Origin of the sequence: Bradyrhizobium sp. 23, from assembly GCF_023073295.1 — a bacterium.
GTDB lineage: Bacteria > Pseudomonadota > Alphaproteobacteria > Rhizobiales > Xanthobacteraceae > Bradyrhizobium > Bradyrhizobium canariense_D.
This window is the reverse complement of the sequence record NZ_JADPJF010000106.1, coordinates 90,068-109,520: the sequence shown is the minus strand read 5'-3', so window position 1 is coordinate 109,520 and position 19,453 is coordinate 90,068. Positions and strand designations below refer to the sequence as shown.

Sequence of the window (19,453 nt, the reverse complement as noted above, 5' to 3'; positions counted from 1 at the left end):
TGCAACCTCTCGACAACCCGTTCGGCACGAGGCTGTCACCCATGTCTTAGGTACGTTCCGTTACCCATGTCTTCGGGCCGGACAATATTTCAATGGTAGCGGGAGAGGGACTCGAACCCCCGACCCCAGGATTATGATTCCGGTGGTCTAACCATCGGCTGCTTGTGCCAAATGTTTTGCACGCGATGGCTGTGAAAACGGCGCAATCTCCATTCTCTCGACCCAAGGGATAATGTTGATGGTCTGTGGCTCGAGATGGCCGGTGAGCACCTCCAGCTTCATGATGAACTCGAACAAGGTGTCGAGTTCATGGGGCTCGCAGTAGCGCTCGCTGGTTTCGCTGTCGCCGCCGTGCCCGAGGAGATCCGCGCGGTCCTCTTTCGTCAGCAGCTTCTTCTTCAATTGCGCGCCGAAGAGATGGCGCACGGCATGCGCGCCCAGCCCCTCTTCGGTGATTTTGGCTTCCGCGAGGATCGGCTTGAACAGTTTGTAGAAGCGGTTGCCGAGCGGCGACCGGCTGCTGGGAGAGTACAGGTCGGGGAAGAGCAGCTTGTATCCGAGCGCCCTGATCTTCCTGACATAGTCGAGGAAACCCAACCGGATCAGCTCCGGATGGAGGGGAATGTTTCGTTTCGATTGGGGGTTCTTGATGCGCCGCTGCTCGTTGGCCGCGATGTGGATGTACGGTTTGCACCCCTCGCGATCGAAGATGATATCGTCCACCATCGCGCCGCAAAGCTCCTCGCGCCTCGCCCCCGAGTAGTAGATGAGGATCGGAACGAAATAGAGCGCACAGTGGAAGATCTGGGCGGCCCCCTGCTCGCCCCACTTCCCGAGATCGTCCCAGCCGGCGCAGTTGATGAACGGCGGCGTCTGGAAGATCGCTTTCGCGCTGTCGATGGGCAGCTTGCGCCTCTCGTCGCGAGCGCGCTTGTTCTTGCTGCGGTTCTTTGCACGCAGCTTGGTCAGATCGATCGCTTCCAGGCTCTTCACGCCGCGCGCCGTGGCGTGGTCGAAGATCTGGCCAAGGAAGGTCGCATGGCGATTGATCGTACCGCCGCTGATCCCGCGCTTGGCCTGCACGACGGATCGCCCCTTCTCGCGAAGCTGCTCGATCGTCAGTTGCTCATCACGCGCCGATTTGCCGTAGTGTTTGTAGATGTCGAAGCGGAGGAAATCGACGAACTTGCCGACGTGTTCCTGGCGCAGCAGGCTGAGATCGAGAATGCGCTGATCCTGAACCATGAACTTGACAAACAAGTTTGCGATGCTCTTGGCCTGCCGTTGCGTCTTGTCGTCCCAGTGTTCGTCCGCGCGATTCTGCTGGGCAACGCGATCCGCCAATTGCGCGAACTCGGCCATGGGAATGAACTGCGGGATCGTCGGAGCGTCGACCTCCGGTGGATCGGTGGGACGAGCCACCGGACGATTCACGATAGACGGAGGCGGCTTCGGTGGATCGCTCTTTCCGAGCATCATGCGATCCACCAGTCCGTCATCCTCGATCCTCACACCACCGTAGCGCCGGTCGGACTGGGCCAGCGCCAGCTTCATCCCCCGAAGATAGGTCCCCTGGGCCACAGCAAGATTCATGGCGGTCGGCGTGGCGGCCACGCCCTCGATCATGCCCCGCAGGATGTAGTGCTTCGTCGGGACGAGGTCGTTGACGCGGAGCATGGCCAAGTGGTCCTGGACGGCCCCGATGTCGGCTTCGGAGAGCCCGCCGGCGGTCATGCGCTCGCGATCTTCCTCGCGCACCACGGCAGTGACGCCCTGGGCGTCCAACAGCGCGTAGGCCCAATAGGCCCTCCAGTCGTCGGCTCTCGCCTGCCCGAGATCAAACCCGGGCGAGCTCTTGGCCGCGAAGGCGACACGGTCGAGCTTGGCCAGATGCCCGTCGACGACGGCATGGAGCATTGTCTCGATTTGAGACTTCGTCAGATGCGGGTCGGGGCCGTCGGCGAGCATCGCAACATCGTCCAAGGTCAGGTTGAGCTGGTTGGCCAGGCGACGGGCGACAGCGCGGCTCGTCGTCCGAAGGCTCATAGAAACATGCGGGTGGCCATAGCGAATGGCAAGCGCTCGGGGGGTTCGGCGGCGCCAGTAGTAGACGGCTTCGCGCCGAAAGATGTGGAAAGCCATTGCGAGCGACACCCTGTGCAGCAGTGATGTGTCGCAGCGCTGTGCAGCAGCGCCCCAGCCAGGCCGGTTTCGTCAGGAATTTCAGGGGAAGCGGGGCTCCTGGCTGGGGCGGGAGGGATCGAACCTCCGAAGACTCCTACGTAACCCTATGAAAAATCGTGCTTTTCACGCTGCCTTGCTGAGGCTGTAATACACGTCCGTGAGACAATGCGCAAGACGCGCCGCCAATCGATTGTCTTGGTCCGTTGCACCCACCTTGTCGTCCCTAATGCCGTCGGCTGTTCAATCTGGCATGGCGGGAGGGACTCGGACTCCGATCCGAATTCGTGGCCGAGAACAGTAATCGGCACCGCGCGTACGAACTGTGTGTTGTGGCTGAGACAAACGAGGACCTAGAACGACAACCCGCGCAAATTCTAGATGCGAATTTATCGCACGCTAAGTTACACCTCACGTATCCTGCGATCCTCGCCGTGCCTGCCGGCCGCCCGGGCGTTTCGCTCTTGCCCAACACAACGATACAAGTTGGGGTAGTAACGGGGGCGTCGGCGAGCACCCGCCTACGGCGACACCGATTCAAGAGTATGAGGAGTGACCTTTGGCTGGATCGCGGACCCATCATTTGCCGGTGCGCAGGGGGCGCCCGCCCCCGCGTGATCCTAGGTGGATTCGGGGCCAACTCGCAGACGGCTCCGCCGCACGGCGGCTGAAGGGGCCGCTCGCTGCGGACGCGCCCTCAGAGGTCCTGGATGGCAGCCCAATCATGTTGGGGACGACGGACCTGTGGGGATGCCTGACCCTCAACGCCTGCGGCAGTTGCTCATCCAAAAGGCACGGCGGCTGACGGCATAGCCAACCCGCTCCCGAGAAGTTTCTGCAGGCAAACTCCTCAGGCTTCGGAAATCTTGTGGAGTAATGAGGCTTGGTGTCCTTCTTGAAATTCCTTGGCTGCTCACTAGTTGCTTGTCGCCCTTCGCCGGCGTTTGGCTCAGACACCCAGCGGCGCAACGCCATTGGAGGTGTATTGGGACTGATACCATTTGACCCCTGCTCCCGCTGTATCGGGAGGATTCTATGCCGAACAAGATCCCAAATGTCAGACAATCCGGCAGTGGGTGTGGCGACCGGCAAGACGCGCTACGCGCTTCGGCGAGTGCCGTCGCCAGAAAGCCACCTCAACCTGCGGCCGCAAAAGGCCTAGCGGCCGAGGAGAGCGTGCAGGTCGAACTTGCGATCGCTATACGCGACCGAGCGAGGTTCTGCGCGACCCGACATTATGCGAGGAGCAGAAGCGAGATCTGCTCCGCCGGTGGGCGTTAGACGCATACCGCCTCGTAGCGTCCGCGAAGCAAGGCATGCAGTCGGATGCGGCCTCGGAGCTCAATGAGGCCATTGATGCGCTGATCGATCTCGACGGCGGCACGGCTCCCTTGTCCAAGCTTCCGACCGTATGCTCTGCAAGACCCGGAGAAAGTGCACGGGCTGCGTGATGCGGAAGCCCGTCCGCCGTCCGATCCGCGCAGTTCACTGAGCTCCGCGCGCCTGAACCGGTTCCAATTTCGAGCACCTTGTCCGTGGACTTCAGTGCGGCCGCTTCGGTCATCAGCGCGACAATGTAGGGCTGGGAGACAGTCTGGGCGTGCGCGATCGGCGGCGCGCCGTCCTCATCGCGCCGGCGAGGCCGATGCCGCTCGTGCCGCGAGCAAGAGATCGAGGAGTTCCAGCACAGGGGCGTCAAGCGCATTATCGATTACCTCGCAGATGAATTCAGGAAAGAAAGTGGCATCGAGCTGCGGAACGACCGCCTGGCGTTACAGCGTCTCAAGGACGCTGCGGAGAAGGCCAAAATCGAGCTGTCGAGTAGCACAGAGACAGATGTCAATCTCCCGTTCATCACCGCGGACCAGCACGGACCCAAGCACCTCAACATCAGGCTGACGCGAGCCAAGCTGGAGGCGATCGTCGACGACCTCATCCAGAAAACCATTCCACCATGCCGGGCTGCCCTGAAGGACGCCGGTCTGGAGCCTGGTCAGATCGATGAAGTCGTGCTGGTTGGCGGCCAGACCCGCATGCCCAAGGTGCAGGAGACCGTCCAGGCCTTGTTCGGGCGCGAGCCGCATAAGGGCGTCAACCCCGACGAGGTCGTGGCCATCGGGGCCGCCATTCAAGCCGGCGTGCTGCAGGGTGACGTGAAGGACGTGCTGCTGCTCGACGTCACTCCCCTGTCCCTGGGTATCGAGACGCTCGGCGGCGTGATGACGAAGCTGATCAACCGCAACACCACAATTCCCGCAAAACGCAGCCAGGTGTTCTCGACGGCAGAGGACAATCAGAATGCCGTCACGGTACGTGTGTTCCAGGGCGAACGCGAGCTGGCGGCCGACAACAAGCTGTTGGGGCAATTCGACCTCGTAGGAATTCCACCCGAGATGCTGTGGCCCTCGAAGACGTCCAGCAGGGTGGTAGGGCCATGTTGACGATGAGCGCATCATACCAATGCGCCGTCCATCGAGCAGGATGCCAGTCTCGAAATTCTTCCGCGGCGACCAGCGCATCTGCTACGCGAACAAGGAATTCGAAACGCTCTTCGGCCAGGACGCGAAAGACTGCGCCGGCAAGGGCTGGTCGATCCTGGCCGGGTTCACGGACGAAAGCGATCCGAACGTCTCGCTGGATCTGGCCGTGCTGAAGGACGGAGGAGAGTTTCTCGGCACCTTCCGGGCGGAGCGGCCTAGACCGCTCCTGGTCGAGGCCTTCTCCGGTCTCATTCAAAACGAGGACGGGACCGAGAACTATCGCATCGCGGCGCTGATCGACATCACCGACAGGGCGCGTGCCGAGCGTGAGGAGTATGCGCGCCGGATCCGCGACAAGGACATCCTGCTGCGCGAGCTGCAGCACCGCGTGAAGAACAATCTTCAGTTGATCGTCGCCCTCATACGGCTCGAAGCACGCAACGAAAGACGGGGCGAGAGGGTCGACTTGCACACGCTGGCCGGCCGCATCGAATCCCTGCATCTGCCCTATCAGGCCTGTCGAACGAGGCCGCCGGCGACGAGGTCGATCTGGGCCATTACCTCAGCCAGATCGCCGCCGCGGTCATGAACACCTGCGCCGTCCAGGGAATTCGGCTCGAGCAGAAGACGGAGTATGCCCCGGTTTCGGTCAACACCGCGCGGTCGGTGGGGCTCGTTGTGAACGAGGTGCTGACCAACTCCTTCAAATATGCCTTCGAAGGCCGCGGCCACGGCGTGATCACGATCGAATGTCTGCGCCAGAGCGAAGACCGGTATCGCGTGGTCATCGCGGACGACGGAGTCGGGTTGCCTGAGGGCATTACATGGCCGATCCCGGGAAAGATCGGCGCGCTGATCGTGCAGACCTTGAGGGAAAACGCGAAACCGGACTTCAAGGTCGAGTCCGCGCCGAACAAGGGCGTTCAAGTGACGATGAACGTCGCTCGACGGGCGATTGCGTGATAACGAGCTGTCGGCCCGCTTGCGGGCAATTTCCCGGGTGATCAGGCGCTTCGGCGCGAGCGACTCCGCGACGGGTCTTCGCGGCCTGCCGAGCGACTCCCGGAAGCGAGCAGCATCAGAAAGAGCGCCCGATTGGCCTGGTACCGGGCAGCCGGCCGGTTGGCTTCCGAGCCTTGCATGATGGTTTGCCCATCAGTCGTGCAGAGACACCATCTGCATGCCCGGCGGCGCCGCCTGAGGTGGATTTCGAAGAGCGGCAATTCGTGCGGCATTCACGGCGTCCCCTACTGCATTGTCTTTGCAGCAGGCTCCTGGTTCAACTGTTCATGAAAAAGGATTTGAAAGCTCGAATTCTTGGATATAGCCTTGCTCCGTCGGAGCTCACGTTCTTGCCGCAACGCAGAATGCGAGTGAGCGGCGGGCCAAGGCCGCCCCGTGCCCAAACTCCATCTTTGAGCAAACCATCCGCCAAGCGGGAGCGGTGCTTCCGCCGGGATCATTCGGGCCTGCCAACATGTCGTCCTCGCCCAGCAAGATTGCCCTGTTCATCGATGGCGCCAATCTTCATGCCACCTCCCGAAGCCTTGGCTTCGACATCGACTACAAGCGCCTTCTGCAGGAATTCCAGAGCCGAGGTATCCTGCTCCGCGCCTTCTACTACTCGGCTGTCATCGAGGATCAGGAATTCTCCTCGATCCGGCCGTTGCTCGATTGGCTTGACTACAACGGCTACACCGTCGTGACCAAACCGACAAAGGAGTTCGTCGACTCGTTCGGACGGCGCAAGGTCAAAGGCAATATGGACGTCGAACTCGCGGTGCATGCCATGGAGATGGCCGGCGACGTCGACGAAATGGTTCTGTTTTCGGGCGACGGCACTTTCCGTTCGCTGGTGGAGGCGGTGCAGCGCCGAGGCGTACGGGTGAGCGTGGTGTCGACCATGGCGACCCAGCCGCCGATGATCGCGGACGAACTCCGGCGGCAGGCGGACGTGTTCACCGACCTGATGGAGCTGCGAGCCGCGATCGGCCGGGACCTGTCCACGCGCCCACCACCCCGCGAGCGCGGCGATGTTCGTGGCCCGCCGCTGCGCGCCGACACGGCGGCGCCGCGTCCAGAGCCCGACGAACTCATCCCGTAACATCGAGCGCACCTGCTCGGGGCGCGGGTTCGGCCTGCCGGTACGATCATGAGCTCCGCCGAAGGCCCGGTGCTCCTGTCGGGAGACCGACGCGCAAGTGGAATATCCTGGTGCAGACGTAGCGCGACCACCCGGTTTCGTCGGATTTGGCCTCCTCGACCTGCCGCGCTGGCGAGGCCGTCAAGCGGCCTCCGCGGAACGGAACGAATCAGCGCGACGGCGTTGAATCGCCATGTGTGCCGTGGCGTTGCGTCAGTCTCGTTGGGGAGTATCGCGTGTCCATGGCGCCACCAAAGTTGCGATTCCTGGTTACATCGAGCCGTGTGATCCCACGCTGCGCGAGAATCCGCCGCGCGGCAAGGACTGGGTCTACGAGATCAAGGCCGACGGCTACCGCGCTCAACTGCACCGGGGAGATGAGGACGCCAAGGTCTATTCGAAGACCGGCCTGGACTGGACGGAACAGTTCTCCTCGATCGCGGTGGGCGCGGCCAAACTCAAAGCAAACAGCTTGGTCATCGACGGCGAGGCCGTGGTGTACGGCAGTGGCGGCCTGCCGGATTTCCAGCAGCTCAGGCGAGAGCTCGGCCCGAAGCAAAGCGAGCGCGTGCGCTATCACGCCTTCGATCTCTTGTACCTCGACGGCTATGACCTGCGTGGCGTCGTGTACGAAGAGCGCAAGCGGTTGCTGCAGCGGCTTCTGAAGGACGCGCCCGAGACGTTCATGTACGTCGAGGCGCTTGCGGGCGACGGCAACGTAATCTTCGAAAAAGGGTGCCAGCTGGGGCTGGAAGGCCTGATCGGCAAGCGGCTCGGCGAGCCCTATCGCTCGGGCCGACAGGAGAGCTGGATCAAGCTCAAGTGCAAGAAGAGCGACGCCTTTCCGATCGTCGCGTTCGTGGAGAAGTTAGGGGCGCGCCCCCGGAAAGTGGCCTCGCTTTACGTCGGCCGGCGCGAGAACGGCAAGCTGCTCTATGCCGGCAAGGTGCGGACCGGCTACACCGAGACGACCGCGCGCGAATTGCGCGAGCGGCTCGATCCGTTGATCCGCAAGACGTCTCCCCTGGACGTGCCAGTCAAAAAGCCGAAGGCGACCTGGGTCGATCCGATCCTCGAAATCGAGGTCCGGTATGGCGCGCTTACCGATGATGGCCTGCTTCGCGAGGCCGTGTTCAAAGGCTTTCGCGATGATCTTGCGGTGCGCAAGGTCAAGGCGCCGCGCCTCGTGCCCTGCGCGGCCGGCCGCCCGAAGCTCGGCGTCCCCAGAGAGAACATCCTGCAGCTTCTGCCCGAAGCCGTTGCACCGTCCAAAGAAGAACTCGCCGACTACTGGCGCAGGGTGTGGAAGAAGGCCCTCCCGCACCTCGGCCATCGCCCGCTCAAGCTGGTGCGCCACGTGCAAGGCACCACCTTCTACCACAAGGGGCCGCTGCCGAAGGACATTCCGGCGGCCGTGCACCAGCTTCGTATTCAGAAGCGGGAGGGCGGCCAGGGAACGCGCCTGTGGGTCGACAGCCTCGATGGCCTCTTTGGTCTCGTCGAGATCGGCGCTGTCGAGCTGCACCCGTGGAATGCGACCGTCGAGGACTTCGAACATGCCGACCGTATCGTGATCGATCTCGATCCCGGCGAGGGCGTCGGCTGGGAGGCCGTCGTGGAGACCGCGCTCGATCTGCGCACGCTGATGAAGTGCGAGGGTTTCGAGACCTGGCCCAAGCTCACGGGCGGCAAAGGAATTCATCTGATGGCGCCACTGGCTCAGCCGATGCTGCACGACAAGGCGCATCGGATCGCGCATCAGCTCGTCTCCGCGCTCGCAGCGCGTCATCCAGACCGCTACCTTCTGTCTGCGCAATCAAAACGTCGCGGCCGCATCTTCCTCGATTATCTGCGCAATGGCCGCGGGACGACGGCGATCGGCACCTATTCCCCGCGAGCGCGCGAGGGATTTCCGATCGCAGCGCCCGTGACCTGGAAGCGCATCGAGAGCGGGATCGCGCCGGACGCCTTCTCCATCGACAGTCCATTTCGCGTCAAGCCAAGGAGGTGAGCCGTATGTCGGATGCATTCGATCTATGGGTGGAATGGCGCCACAAAACTCCCAAGTTCACTCCCTTCAGGTAGGTGGCTGCCGTCCGCGTTGCATGAGTCGCTTGACCGCAGCAATGGTGCGAGCGAGCTGTCTAGGCCAGAGCGACCTACGTGGCGGAGTGACTATGAGAATGTAGAGCAGGTTCAGCAGCAGCCAGCAGCCGACCGCGATGAATATGTATTTCATACAAAAATCCCGGAACACCCGGCGACGACGGCAAAGTCCAAAGCATAAACTTGCGGAGCAGCTTTCTTATGATCGCCCGGCAGTCGGTGATGTAAAAAACGGGAACGAAACCATATAGCGAACTGCGTTACGGCGTCGCTCGAAATAAACAGCCAACAGTGCTGACAGTTTTCTGAAGGGCGCGTAGGCCCCAGCCAGGTTGGGAGAAACAGCCGGGGCCGGTGTCCCATTGCACGTGCCGCAATCGGCCGTAATCGGCACGCCCCAAGTTTCACATGCACAAGCTCAAACTATTTCGCCGGCGCCGTACTAGGGCACGTACTCATGAAGCGGCGGCCGCCTGATGTCCGGTTTGCCGCCAACATCGGCCAAAGAGCGGGTGGGCTCCGAGGTCGCAGATGGGCCAACACCGGAAGTCGAGGAACGACGCCCTGCCCGGCATAGCACCGGCTCACGTCGGAAAACGACGTCGCCACGCCGGACCAGCCGCTGATACACTTCACTTCTGCCGAGGCGGTGGTGAGCGCGGCGTCACGCGTGCCGCTGGCTACGAAGCCGCCGTCGGCCAACGCGTGGAAGAATGCTGTCCTCATACTCGGTCGGCTTGCAACGAATGTTGCTCTCACTCAGTGGTAAAGTTATTCGCGCTGTGGTTGGATTTTCGTTGGCGTTCGGCGCCCTGGAGTTGTTTGACGAAGTTTTCCTGAAACAATGAGTTGCTATAGTCTGTGTTAGCGTGACTTTGTTTTTTCGGGCAGACAATCAGGTCAACCAATCGGCTGTTGAGCTTGGAACTGGTGCAGTCTGCGAACGGGCTCACATCGAAGAGCCGTCTGAAGTGGCTACAATCACGCGAAGATCGCGGTGGAAAGATCTGACACTGACACTCAAACGGTGGGGGTGACGATGCCCGCCATATTCGACCTGCTCTATCGTGAATATTGCCGCGCCTGCCTCGCTGAAATGCGAAAGCAGCTTCTGATCCCAGCTGAACGCCCTGAAGCTCCAGACATGTGGGATTACAATCCTGCGGATCACAGCAGCGACGACAGGACCAACACACCGCACCGAACCGGTCACAGGCGTGCCGAACAGCGGCCCCGAGACAGGCGGCCTCTCCCGGCGCAGCAGTGACAGGCAACAGCTCGGGAGGCAACTATGAACACCCCAGAATGCTACACTGTAACGGTGGCTTGCGTCTCGTGTTTGACCATTATCGGTCTAATGCTTGTCGGGGCGTGGTGAACGTGAGCTACTTACCGCTAGACCGCGACCGTCGGCCGTTACTGAGCCGCAGGCAAGCACGAAGGTCCAGTCAAACAAAGAGCGGCGGCTCACTTTCGCGGATCAGGCGGCCACCAGCTCCTTGTCATACATGCGCTTGATTCTGTGTCGCATCACGGCGTAGCACTCGCAAGCGATCTTCTCGAGCCGCCTTCGGTCGATGTCTAGCATTCCGCGTCGGTCCGATAAGACGCCGCCCGCGGCCTGAAGTCTGCCCATCGTTAGCGTCACGGTCGTTCGGCGGACCCCGAGAAGTTGTGCGAGCGCCTCATGCGTTAGCTGGATTCCGCTCTCTGCGGTGTGGTCGTGAATCTCAAGCAACCATCGAGCCATGCGGCACTCCACCGGATGCACCGCGTTGCAAGCTGCCGCGTTGTTAAGCTGCAACAATTGTGTGCGGAGATGGAGCCGTAGAACACGCCTGATCGTGTCGCTTTGCTCATAAGCAAGCTGCAATTGCGAAACAGGGACCTGGAGCGCGGCTCCAAGGACGTAGGCAGTTGCTGTGACTGGGGAGCGTGAGGGACTTAGGACGGAGAGAGCGCCGACCGCCCCTTCCGAGCCCATGAGAGTTGACGCGACAATGCGTCCGTCCGACATTTCAACTAGGAACGCTATGGCCCCGCTGAGGGGGAAATAGACCAGCTTGAACTCATCTCCCGTTCGCACCAGTACAGTATCAAGGTCGAACGACGTTTTCTGGGTGTAGGGCGCGAGCAAGTTAAGGTCCGCTGGCGGCGTTGCCGCCAGCAGCCTATTCCCAAGGCCATTCTGGAGCGAAATCGCCGGTATTCCTCTCAAGCACGCAGAAACAACGCGGCTCAAACCCTCGCCCAGGAGGCAGGTTCCAATTTACTGACCATTTGTTTTCCGCGTGCCTCGGCTCGAACTTCCGCTAATGGAATGGTCCGGCCGTGCTGCGGCCCTGGCGGTACGAGAAGCTGGCAAGGGCGCCCAAGACAAGGAGCACGCCATGTCTCAGAAACTCGACGCTTCGCCCGCCGTCATCGGCATCGATATCGGCAAGAACTCGTTCCACATCATTGGCCAGAATCAGCGCGGCGGCATCGTGCTGCGGCAGAAGTGGTCGCGCGGCCAGGTGGAAACCCGGCTCGCCAACCTGCCGCCGTGCTTGATCGGCATGGAGGCCTGCGTCGGCGCGCATCACCTCAGTCGCAAGCTGCAAACGCTTGGCCACGACGCCCGCTTGATGCCGGCGAAATACGTGCGCCCCTATTCGAAGGGACAGAAGAACGACTTCCGAGATGCGGAAGCCATCGCCGAGGCGGTCCAACGCCCGACCATGAAGTTCGCCGCAACCAAGACCGCCGACCAGCTCGACCTGCATGCGCTGCACCGCGTGCGCGAGCGATTAGTCGGTCAGCGCACCGGCGTCATCAATCAGATCCGTGCGTTCCTGCTGGAGCGGGGCATCGCCGTGCGGCAAGGCCTGCGCTGCCTGCGGTCCGAGTTGCCGAGTATCCTCGCGACGCGCACCGATGTGCTCTCGCCTCGCATGTTGCGCATCATTGAGGATCTGGCGGGCGACTGGCGCCGGCTGGATGAGCGTATCGAGGACCTCTCCAGCGAGATCGAAGCATTGCCCCGTCAAGACAAAAGCTGCGAGCGACTGATGACGGTGCCCGGCATTGGCCCGATCATCTCGAGCGCGATGGTGGCTGCCATCGGCACTGGAGACGTGTTCTCGAAAGGCCGCGACTTCGGCGCCTGGCGCGTTAGCGCGAAGGGCTTTCCGGTACCTTCGCTTGGCGCTTTTCGAGCTGCTCCTCGACGTAGAGAAGGATCATTCGCCGGGTGTCCTGGTCAGTTATTTTCTGGAATGCCTTGATCAGGCGCAGCATCTCCAGATCATCTTCGATTATTCTGTTCGACATTGCAAAAGCCTCAAGGGAAAAGCAGCAGTCTCAAATCGGGAAAAGTATGCAATATCTCACGTACTACGGGAACATGGAAAATCAGCAGAAAGCTAATCCGTGCCGGCCCGCCGCCGAGCCGGCGGAGGCGGCTCCGGCCATCCGCCTCAGAGCCAAGCTGAAGCCGGGGCACTCTCCGCCATCGCGCAGGAGCCCGGCAACTGAGGTGGCGTTACTCTCTGCGGCGTACCTTCGGCACTCTGCCATTCGTCCGCGCCCTCTCGGCAACATCCCAAATGTTGTCGCCCTTCGGCGGAGCGCGACGAATATAACCCGAAATATCCAGTTCGTTTCACCCCTCGGGTGGAGGTTGGAAACGCCCTTGTCAGCTCTAGGCAACCCAGCAGCGGCCTTCGCGTTGCTCCGCGGTGGCCGTTCTATTTGCGAGGCACCATGGACGAGAGCCTGCTCGTAACAATGATGCGCCGTCCCCTCTGCAAACCGGCGCTGCTGCTTGCGCGTCAAGATTGATTGTCCAGGCAAAGCCCATCGCCCGTTGAAAGAAGTTTGACGAATGTCGTTCGACTGACAACGAATGGTTGATTCTGGAAGCCTCTGTTCACCATCCGGCAAGCCGGTCCTCCTTCGTTACCTAAAATCCACCACTTCCCCGCTCTGGTGATCGCAGGCCTTGGGGGATGCTGATGTATCAAGTGCTCTACTGTCTGACCGATGAACACGATTGGCGACTGGTCGCGCTTGGGGGCGCGCTCTGCCTGCTCGCAAGTACGGCTGCGATCAGCCTGTTTCACCGGGCGCGCGCGACGCAAGGATCGGGCCGCCTGGTGTGGCTGGCGCTCGATGCAGTCGTTGCCGGCTGCGGCATCTGGGCGACGCATTTCATCGCGATGCTGGCCTACGGACCGGGCGCCAGCGGCGCCTATAATGTTCCGGTGACGCTGTTGTCGCTAATCTTCGCCATCGCCATCACCTTTGTTGGCTTGAGCGTTGCGGTCTCGACCATGCGACCGGGCCTCGTCGCTCTTGGCGGGGCGATCGTCGGCGGCGGTGTGGCGGCGATGCACTATACCGGCATGATGGCGCTCGAGATCCCTGCGCGCGTCAGCTGGGCGACGGGCACGGTGGCCGCTTCGATCCTGCTCGGGGTGGTTTTCGGCGCATTCGCGCTCCATGTCGCTGAACGGCGAGACAACTTGTCCGGCACGCTCGGTGCTGCGGTGCTGCTGACGGTCGCCATCGTCTCGCATCATTTTACGGCGATGGGCGCGGTGCAGCTGACGCCGGATCCGACGCTGCCGATCAGCGGCCTGTCGATCCCGCCGACGTCGCTGTCGGTTCTGACCGCGAGTGCTGCGGCTGCGATCATCGTGATCGCATTGGTCGCCGCGCTGCTCGATCGGCGGGCCAAGGGGGAATTGGGCCGCCAGCAGAGGGTGCTGGACACGGCGCTCGAGAACATGTCGCAGGGGCTCTGCATGTTCGACGCGGACGGCAAGATCATCCTGTTCAACGAGCGTTATGCCGCGATGCTCGGCCGCACCGACATCCTGCTCACCGGCCGGCTGCTGGTCGACGTGCTGCGGGAGGAGCAGGCCAAGGGCCAGTGGCAAGGCGATGCTGGCGAATTCTTCGCCCGCCTCGTCGCCGACGCGCGCGAGAGCCGCACCACGACCGACATCGTGACCAGGTTCGGCCGCTCCATCCGGGTCGTCAACCAGCCGATGCAGGGTGGCGGCTGGGTCGCGACCTTCGAGGACATCACCGAGTGGCTGGAGGCGCAGGCGAGGATCTCCCATATGGCCCGCCACGACGCGCTGACCGGCCTGCCCAACCGCATCCTATTCCACGAGCAGCTCGAGCATGGGCTGCGCCGGACCAATTCAGGCGACCAACTCGCCGTTCTCTGCCTCGATCTTGACCACTTCAAGGACATCAATGACTCGCTCGGCCATCCCATCGGTGATGCCTTGCTGAAGGAGGTCGGGCGCAGATTGGAGGCGACCGTCGGCGAGAGCGACACCGTGGCCCGGCTTGGCGGCGACGAGTTCGCCGTGGTCCTGATCGGGCGCTCCGAGGAAACCGCTGCAAGGTTCCTGGCCGGCCGTCTCGTCGAGGCGATCTCGGCGCCTTACGAGATCGACCACCATCAGATCGTGATCGGCGTCTCGATCGGCATCTCGCTGTCGCCGCAGGACGGCAGCCATCCGGACGAGCTGTTGAAGAATGCAGACCTTGCGCTGTACCGCGCCAAGGCGGACGGTCGCGGCACCTATCGCTTCTTCGAGACCGGCATGGATGCGCGCGCGCAGGCGCGGCGGCTGCTGGAAATGGATCTGCGCGCGGCGCTGCAACGGAACGAATTCGAGGTGCACTACCAGCCGATCCGCGACGTCGCCACCAACCGCGTCGTCGCCTTCGAGGCGTTGCTGCGCTGGTCACATCCGCAGCGTGGCCTGATCGCGCCGATCAACTTCATTCCATTGGCGGAGGAGACAGGTCTCATCATCCAGCTCGGCGAGTTCGTGCTGCGCAGCGCCTGCGCCGACGCGGCGACCTGGCCCGACGATATTGACGTCGCCGTCAATTTGTCGCCGGTGCAGTTCAAGAGTCCGAACCTGATCGCATCCGTGACCGCGGCGCTGGAGGAGGCGGGACTGGAAGCCCGTCGTCTCGAGCTGGAGATCACTGAATCCGTGCTGCTGCAAAACGGTGAGGCGACGCTGACCACGTTGCATGAGCTGCGCGCCATGGGCGTGGGTATCTCGCTCGACGATTTCGGCACCGGCTATTCGTCGCTAAGCTATTTGCGCAGCTTCCCCTTCGACAAGATCAAGATCGACCGCTCTTTCGTCTCCGAGCTGGCAACCCGCGCCGATTCCATGGCGATCATCCGCGCCGTGACCGGCCTCGGCCGCAGCCTCGGCATCGTCACGACCGCGGAAGGGGTCGAGAACGACGCGCAGCTCGAGTTGCTCCGGCGCGAGGGCTGCACCCAGGCACAGGGCTATCTGTTCAGCAAGCCGCGGCCTGCCTGCGACGTGGCACTGATGCTGGAAGGGCCGCGGCTCCGAGCGTTGGCTTAACGAAATTATCAGAATGCCATCGCGGCACCGAGGCACAGCGCGGTAAGTCCGGCGGGCACGCCTGAGACGGTCGGGATCGTCGCTGCACGTCGCGTTGTCTGAGGTGCACTGGTCTCTCCCGAGATCCATCGCCGCGTGAGGGTAGCGCTCGACCTTCCGGTCCTTACTGTCTTCGGTCAGACCGAGCTCAGCCCGATTGTCGCGCAGACGAGCGTCGACATCCGGAGACTGAGTTCGTCCGGACCGCGGGAAAGCGCTCTGGAACGTCGGAAGTGCGCGTTGCGGTTCCGATGGATCTTCGTATTTTGCCGACCGGCACTTAGGGCGTAATTCAAGTCCGTGGATATCAGACCCACAATCGGCTATCTCGACGCGCCGGAGAATGCGCGTCCGGCCATCACGGCTGACGGATGGCTGCGCACGGGCGACCTCGGGACGCTGGATAAGCGCGGCTACTTGCGTGTCACGGGCCGCCTCGAGGACATCCCGCGGCGGAGAGAATATTTACCCGGCCGAGGTCGAAACCTGCCTGCTGCAGCATCCCAACATTGCCGATGTTGCGGTGATAGCTCTGGTGGGGTGCCAGAGACTGTCACAGCCGTAGCGCGTTCGACCTCTGAAGCCAACGCGCTCAGATGATCGGCAAGCCTCGCGAACAATTCTCGTTTTCGCAGATCAGTGGCTAGATCGCTGATCGATTTGCAGTCGGCGGCATCGTTGCGGAGTCTGTCCAACTGCTCACGGATGTCTCTCATTTTAGAGTGCCCCCGGCAGCATCCTCTTCATTCAGTTGAATTGATCGAGGTGTACTTGAGCTCACGCCGATCTATTTCCGAACGGAGCAACTCAGCATAGTTGCGAAGATTGTCACCAACAATGCGGGAGCGGCCGCCATTCGCGCGATCAGCCAACACTTGCCGCCGCACACTTTCCCAAAGAGACAATAACGTCTGATCTTCCGAGCTTGAAAAGTTCATCCGCAGGCCCTCAGTAATTGGTCGCGCGGATGCTACCGCGTACTCGTGAGCCGGATTGTTCGGTTGCCGACATAGCTGTGGTGAAGCTACGCGCTCGTTGCACATCGGTCACACCGCTTGCATTGGTGAAGGGAGATATCGCGACCGCGGGACCTACCGTCGCATTAGCTAATCGATCGCTCGCGTCGCCGCTATTGCTGTAACGGGTCAGAGCGGTCGTGCGGCCGATTCCGCGCGACGGGACAAGATGTGGCTGCGTGGTCACCGACACCTGCTTCGAAGTATTGAAGGACGAACGTACGCGCTGCAGTACAATCCGTCCCGTGTCAGGCATAAGGGAGCATCTCCTGCAGCAAGCGATCCGCGGCGGATAGCTGATCAAGCCGAAGCACGAGCAGCTCGTTCAGCCGCGCTACCCGAGACTGAAATTCCTCACGTATCGATCCGTTATCCACATCTTCAAGCAGGCCATTGAGAACTCTAAGACATTCGATAACGACATTGACCTTCCGTCGCAGCAACTTAGTCCGTTCTGGTCTGGACGATCAGGTATCGCTCTCGACTAAATGGCAGCGGGATGATGTTGGCAGCCACCGGCTCGGACGCTCCATCACGGATCCTCGCTGGGACACTTCCAGCGTGACTCGCTGATGTTGAGGTACTTGTCATGGAAGCACCTCAAGCTGCGCGCACAGTGATCAGGAACTTCTCGACCTCTGTCTTTAGCCGCGCGCTGTCGTTCGACAGCGTTTGCGCCGAGGCAAGCACCTGACTAGAGGCAGAGCCGGTTTCCGTGGCCCCTTGCTGCACCTCCGTGATGTTGGAGGCGACCTCGTGGGTACCTTGCGCGGCCTGTTGGACGTTGCGCGATATCTCCTGCGTAGCCATTCCCTGTTCTTCCACGGCGGCTGCAATGGCGGAAGAGATTTCTGAGATCCGACCGATCGTGCCGCTGATTTCCTTGATCGCGACGACGGAATCCTGGGTGGCGGCCTGTATATCGGCGATCTGGTGGCTGATCTCCCCAGTCGCCTTGGCAGTCTGTTCGGCGAGCGCCTTGACTTCGGAGGCAACGACAGCGAAGCCGCGTCCGGCCTCGCCGGCCCGCGCCGCTTCGATCGTTGCGTTCAGCGCCAAAAGGTTGGTCTGCCCCGCGATCGTATTGATCAGTTCGACCACGTCGCCGATACGAGTTGCCGCCTGTGACAGCTTGTTGACGCGAACGTTGGTTTTCTGTGCCTGATCCACCGCTGCGCCGGCAATCCTGGCTGCGTCCTGCACTTGGCGGCTGATTTCGACGACTGATGAGCTCATCTCTTCGGTGGCGCAGGCAACCGATTGAACGTTGCTCGAGGCTTCCTCGGAAGCCGCAACGACCATGCTAGAGCGCTGCTGGGTGCTCTCGGCTGTCCTGCTCAGGGTCTTGGCCGCCGCTTCGAGCTCGGTCGAGGATGATGAGAGCGTCTGGATGATTTCTCCGACCGCATCCTCAAAGCGTCCAGCGAGCTGGTGCATGTCCGTCTTGCGCTGGGCGGCCGCACGGGCCTCTGATTGCGCCTGTTCGGCCCGCAGCCGGTCGGTTTCGAACATATTGTCTTTGAAGACCTGAACCGCCTCGGCCATCTCGCCGACCTCGTCAGCGCGGCCGACACCTGGGATCGAGGTCGACGTATCGCCGCTCGCGAGCCTGCCCATGGCGGCGGTCATCCCCTGGATCGGGAGGGCGATCGCGCGAGCGGTCAGCAGCGCAATGGCGGCCCCGAGGCCCAGTCCTGCCGCAAGCAAGCCCCACAGGACCAGCCTCAGGAAGGATATGCTCGTCTGCACCTGATGGCTTTCCTCGGCAAGCATGCTGTTCTGGTTCGTCTTGATGCCTCCAGAGCGGGTGCCGTCGGCGCCCTTCGGCCCGTCGAGCAGATCGAGAATCTTCACCGCGCGCGGCGCCGCTTCCGTTATGAGAATATGCACGGGTGCATTCCAGTCCGCTGACTCCCGGAACGCGAACATCTTCTCGTAAAGGAGAACAAATTCGCCCCGCGCCTTCGTGATCTTCTCGAAAGAGAGCAGCTGAGACGGCGTAAGCAGGTCCTTCTTCGCACTCACGGCGGTATAGCCTTTTTCAGAGAGCTCCCACGGCTTGAAGAATTTCTCCTTGTCGTTCTTTTCGCCCGACAGGAGGTACATGCGAAGTTGAGCGGTGGCAGCGGCAAAATTGCCGCGCGTGTCCGCCATTGCTTTCAGCAATCTCTTACGCTCCGCCGTCGCCTCCTGGCCCTCCTCCTCGTTGATCATCTTGGTGATCTCGGAAAACATTGTTTCGGTGCGCGGACCGGCTTCGGTCACAAGTAGCTTTGTCGCTGGATATGCATCGGAAGTGAACGCGACGGCTTCGGCTTTGTCTTGGGCAGCTCGGAACTCTGCGAGCAGCGCCTTGGCCTCGGCCCATTTTCGGCTGTTCTCCGGGTTGGTAAAATGTACCGCCTTCTCATCGAAGCCGGCAACTGTGGCATCCATTTCCTTCCACATCGCGGCCCGATCTAGCTTGCCTTGCGGATTTCCGGTCAAGAGATAGCCACGCAATGTCGCCAGTGTGGAATAGAGATTGCCGACCAGCTCTGTGCTCGCGAGCGCGACGGGTGTCCGCAGGTTCACCATGCGATCGACGGTCGTGGAAATCCCGCCGACCGCAAACACGGTGTATCCGACTGAAAGCGCGATGATCGCGCATACGGAAAGAAATCCCGAAATCAGCCGGCCACGAATCCGAAGTTTGAGTTTGAAGGGCATGGCAACACTCCGCGGGTCATTGGACCCTTAAAAAGATTGGCAAGAATGGATTTGGATGTGACGCGCTTAGTCGCCGCAACCGACGGCGGCTTTTAGGTCAGATGGCAAAAAGATCCCTCGTGGGGTCACTCGATAATAAAACAGTAGCTCAGGTTTCCCGTCCCTACTTGAGCGTGCAGACCATGGTGAAGACAATTGGCTGCGAGTTGGTTAAGAAGAAATCGACCCTGATTTTCCTCACGCGCGCAAAAATTGCTGCTTCAGCGCGTATGACGAAATTAGCTCGGCGCATTTCGCAAATTTTTGGTTCGCCCGGCCGCGAAATGCGCGAGCAACCCAAAAACTGAGCCCCAAGACGGTCCTTCCAAAGCTACCTATGGAAAG

11 protein-coding genes and 3 pseudogenes are annotated in these 19,453 nt (G+C 61.5%); 9 read left to right on the top strand and 5 right to left on the bottom strand.

All coding sequences use genetic code 11. The features are described 5' to 3' along the window. Positions 1 to 147 precede the first annotated feature (147 nt). Positions 148 to 1,626: a tyrosine-type recombinase/integrase gene (locus IVB32_RS27635; protein ID WP_247411966.1), complete on the bottom strand. Its 1,479-nt coding sequence runs from the start codon at positions 1,624 to 1,626 to the stop codon at positions 148 to 150. 57 nt (positions 1,627 to 1,683) lie between these two features. Here IVB32_RS27635 and IVB32_RS27630 point away from each other — a divergent pair, with 57 nt between their 5' ends. After that, a complete protein-coding gene (locus IVB32_RS27630; protein ID WP_247411963.1) occupies positions 1,684 to 2,169 on the top strand; it encodes a hypothetical protein in 486 nt (161 codons plus the stop codon). Between the two features lie 1,498 nt (positions 2,170 to 3,667). Here the strand turns inward: IVB32_RS27630 and IVB32_RS27625 are convergent. Beyond that, positions 3,668 to 3,808: pseudogene (locus tag IVB32_RS27625) on the bottom strand (protein-L-isoaspartate O-methyltransferase); the annotation flags it as partial. 73 nt (positions 3,809 to 3,881) lie between these two features. Here IVB32_RS27625 and IVB32_RS27620 point away from each other — a divergent pair. The 5 genes and pseudogenes from IVB32_RS27620 to ligD form a co-directional block, all read left to right on the top strand. After that, positions 3,882 to 4,571, top strand: a pseudogene (locus tag IVB32_RS27620) (Hsp70 family protein); the annotation flags it as partial. 91 nt (positions 4,572 to 4,662) lie between these two features. Beyond that, positions 4,663 to 5,250: a histidine kinase dimerization/phosphoacceptor domain -containing protein gene (locus tag IVB32_RS27615; RefSeq protein ID WP_051113080.1), complete on the top strand. Its 588-nt coding sequence runs from the start codon at positions 4,663 to 4,665 to the stop codon at positions 5,248 to 5,250. Further along, the gene (locus IVB32_RS27610) at positions 5,247 to 5,624 is read left to right on the top strand and encodes an ATP-binding protein (protein WP_051113081.1); all 378 of its coding nucleotides are present in this window, start codon (positions 5,247 to 5,249) and stop codon (positions 5,622 to 5,624) included. Before IVB32_RS27615 ends, IVB32_RS27610 begins: the two co-directional genes overlap by 4 nt. A gap of 514 nt (positions 5,625 to 6,138) precedes the next feature. Continuing rightward, the gene (locus tag IVB32_RS27605) at positions 6,139 to 6,765 is read left to right on the top strand and encodes an NYN domain-containing protein (RefSeq protein ID WP_018460434.1); all 627 of its coding nucleotides are present in this window, start codon (positions 6,139 to 6,141) and stop codon (positions 6,763 to 6,765) included. 232 nt (positions 6,766 to 6,997) lie between these two features. After that, the gene (gene ligD / locus IVB32_RS27600) at positions 6,998 to 8,815 is read left to right on the top strand and encodes a DNA ligase D (RefSeq protein WP_018460435.1); all 1,818 of its coding nucleotides are present in this window, start codon (positions 6,998 to 7,000) and stop codon (positions 8,813 to 8,815) included. Positions 8,816 to 10,390: 1,575 nt separating this feature from the next. Here the strand turns inward: ligD and IVB32_RS27590 are convergent. Further along, a complete protein-coding gene (locus tag IVB32_RS27590; protein WP_240543263.1) occupies positions 10,391 to 11,047 on the bottom strand; it encodes a Crp/Fnr family transcriptional regulator in 657 nt (218 codons plus the stop codon). Positions 11,048 to 11,300: 253 nt separating this feature from the next. Between IVB32_RS27590 and IVB32_RS27585 the strand changes: the two are divergent. Further along, positions 11,301 to 12,059: pseudogene (locus IVB32_RS27585) on the top strand (IS110 family transposase); the annotation flags it as partial. An 846-nt stretch (positions 12,060 to 12,905) separates the two neighbouring features. Beyond that, entirely contained in the window at positions 12,906 to 15,305 is a 2,400-nt protein-coding gene (locus IVB32_RS27580; protein ID WP_026234031.1) for an EAL domain-containing protein, read from the top strand. Between the two features lie 782 nt (positions 15,306 to 16,087). Here IVB32_RS27580 and IVB32_RS27570 read toward each other — a convergent pair. Next, positions 16,088 to 16,282 (bottom strand): hypothetical protein, encoded by a 195-nt coding sequence (locus IVB32_RS27570; RefSeq protein WP_143273803.1) that lies wholly within the window; start codon positions 16,280 to 16,282, stop codon positions 16,088 to 16,090. A 678-nt stretch (positions 16,283 to 16,960) separates the two neighbouring features. After that, positions 16,961 to 19,069: a methyl-accepting chemotaxis protein gene (locus tag IVB32_RS27565; protein ID WP_247367699.1), complete on the bottom strand. Its 2,109-nt coding sequence runs from the start codon at positions 19,067 to 19,069 to the stop codon at positions 16,961 to 16,963. Positions 19,070 to 19,188: 119 nt separating this feature from the next. Between IVB32_RS27565 and IVB32_RS27560 the strand changes: the two genes are divergently transcribed. Further along, the gene (locus tag IVB32_RS27560) at positions 19,189 to 19,416 is read left to right on the top strand and encodes a hypothetical protein (RefSeq protein ID WP_143273025.1); all 228 of its coding nucleotides are present in this window, start codon (positions 19,189 to 19,191) and stop codon (positions 19,414 to 19,416) included. The last annotated feature ends 37 nt before the right edge of the window (positions 19,417 to 19,453 follow it).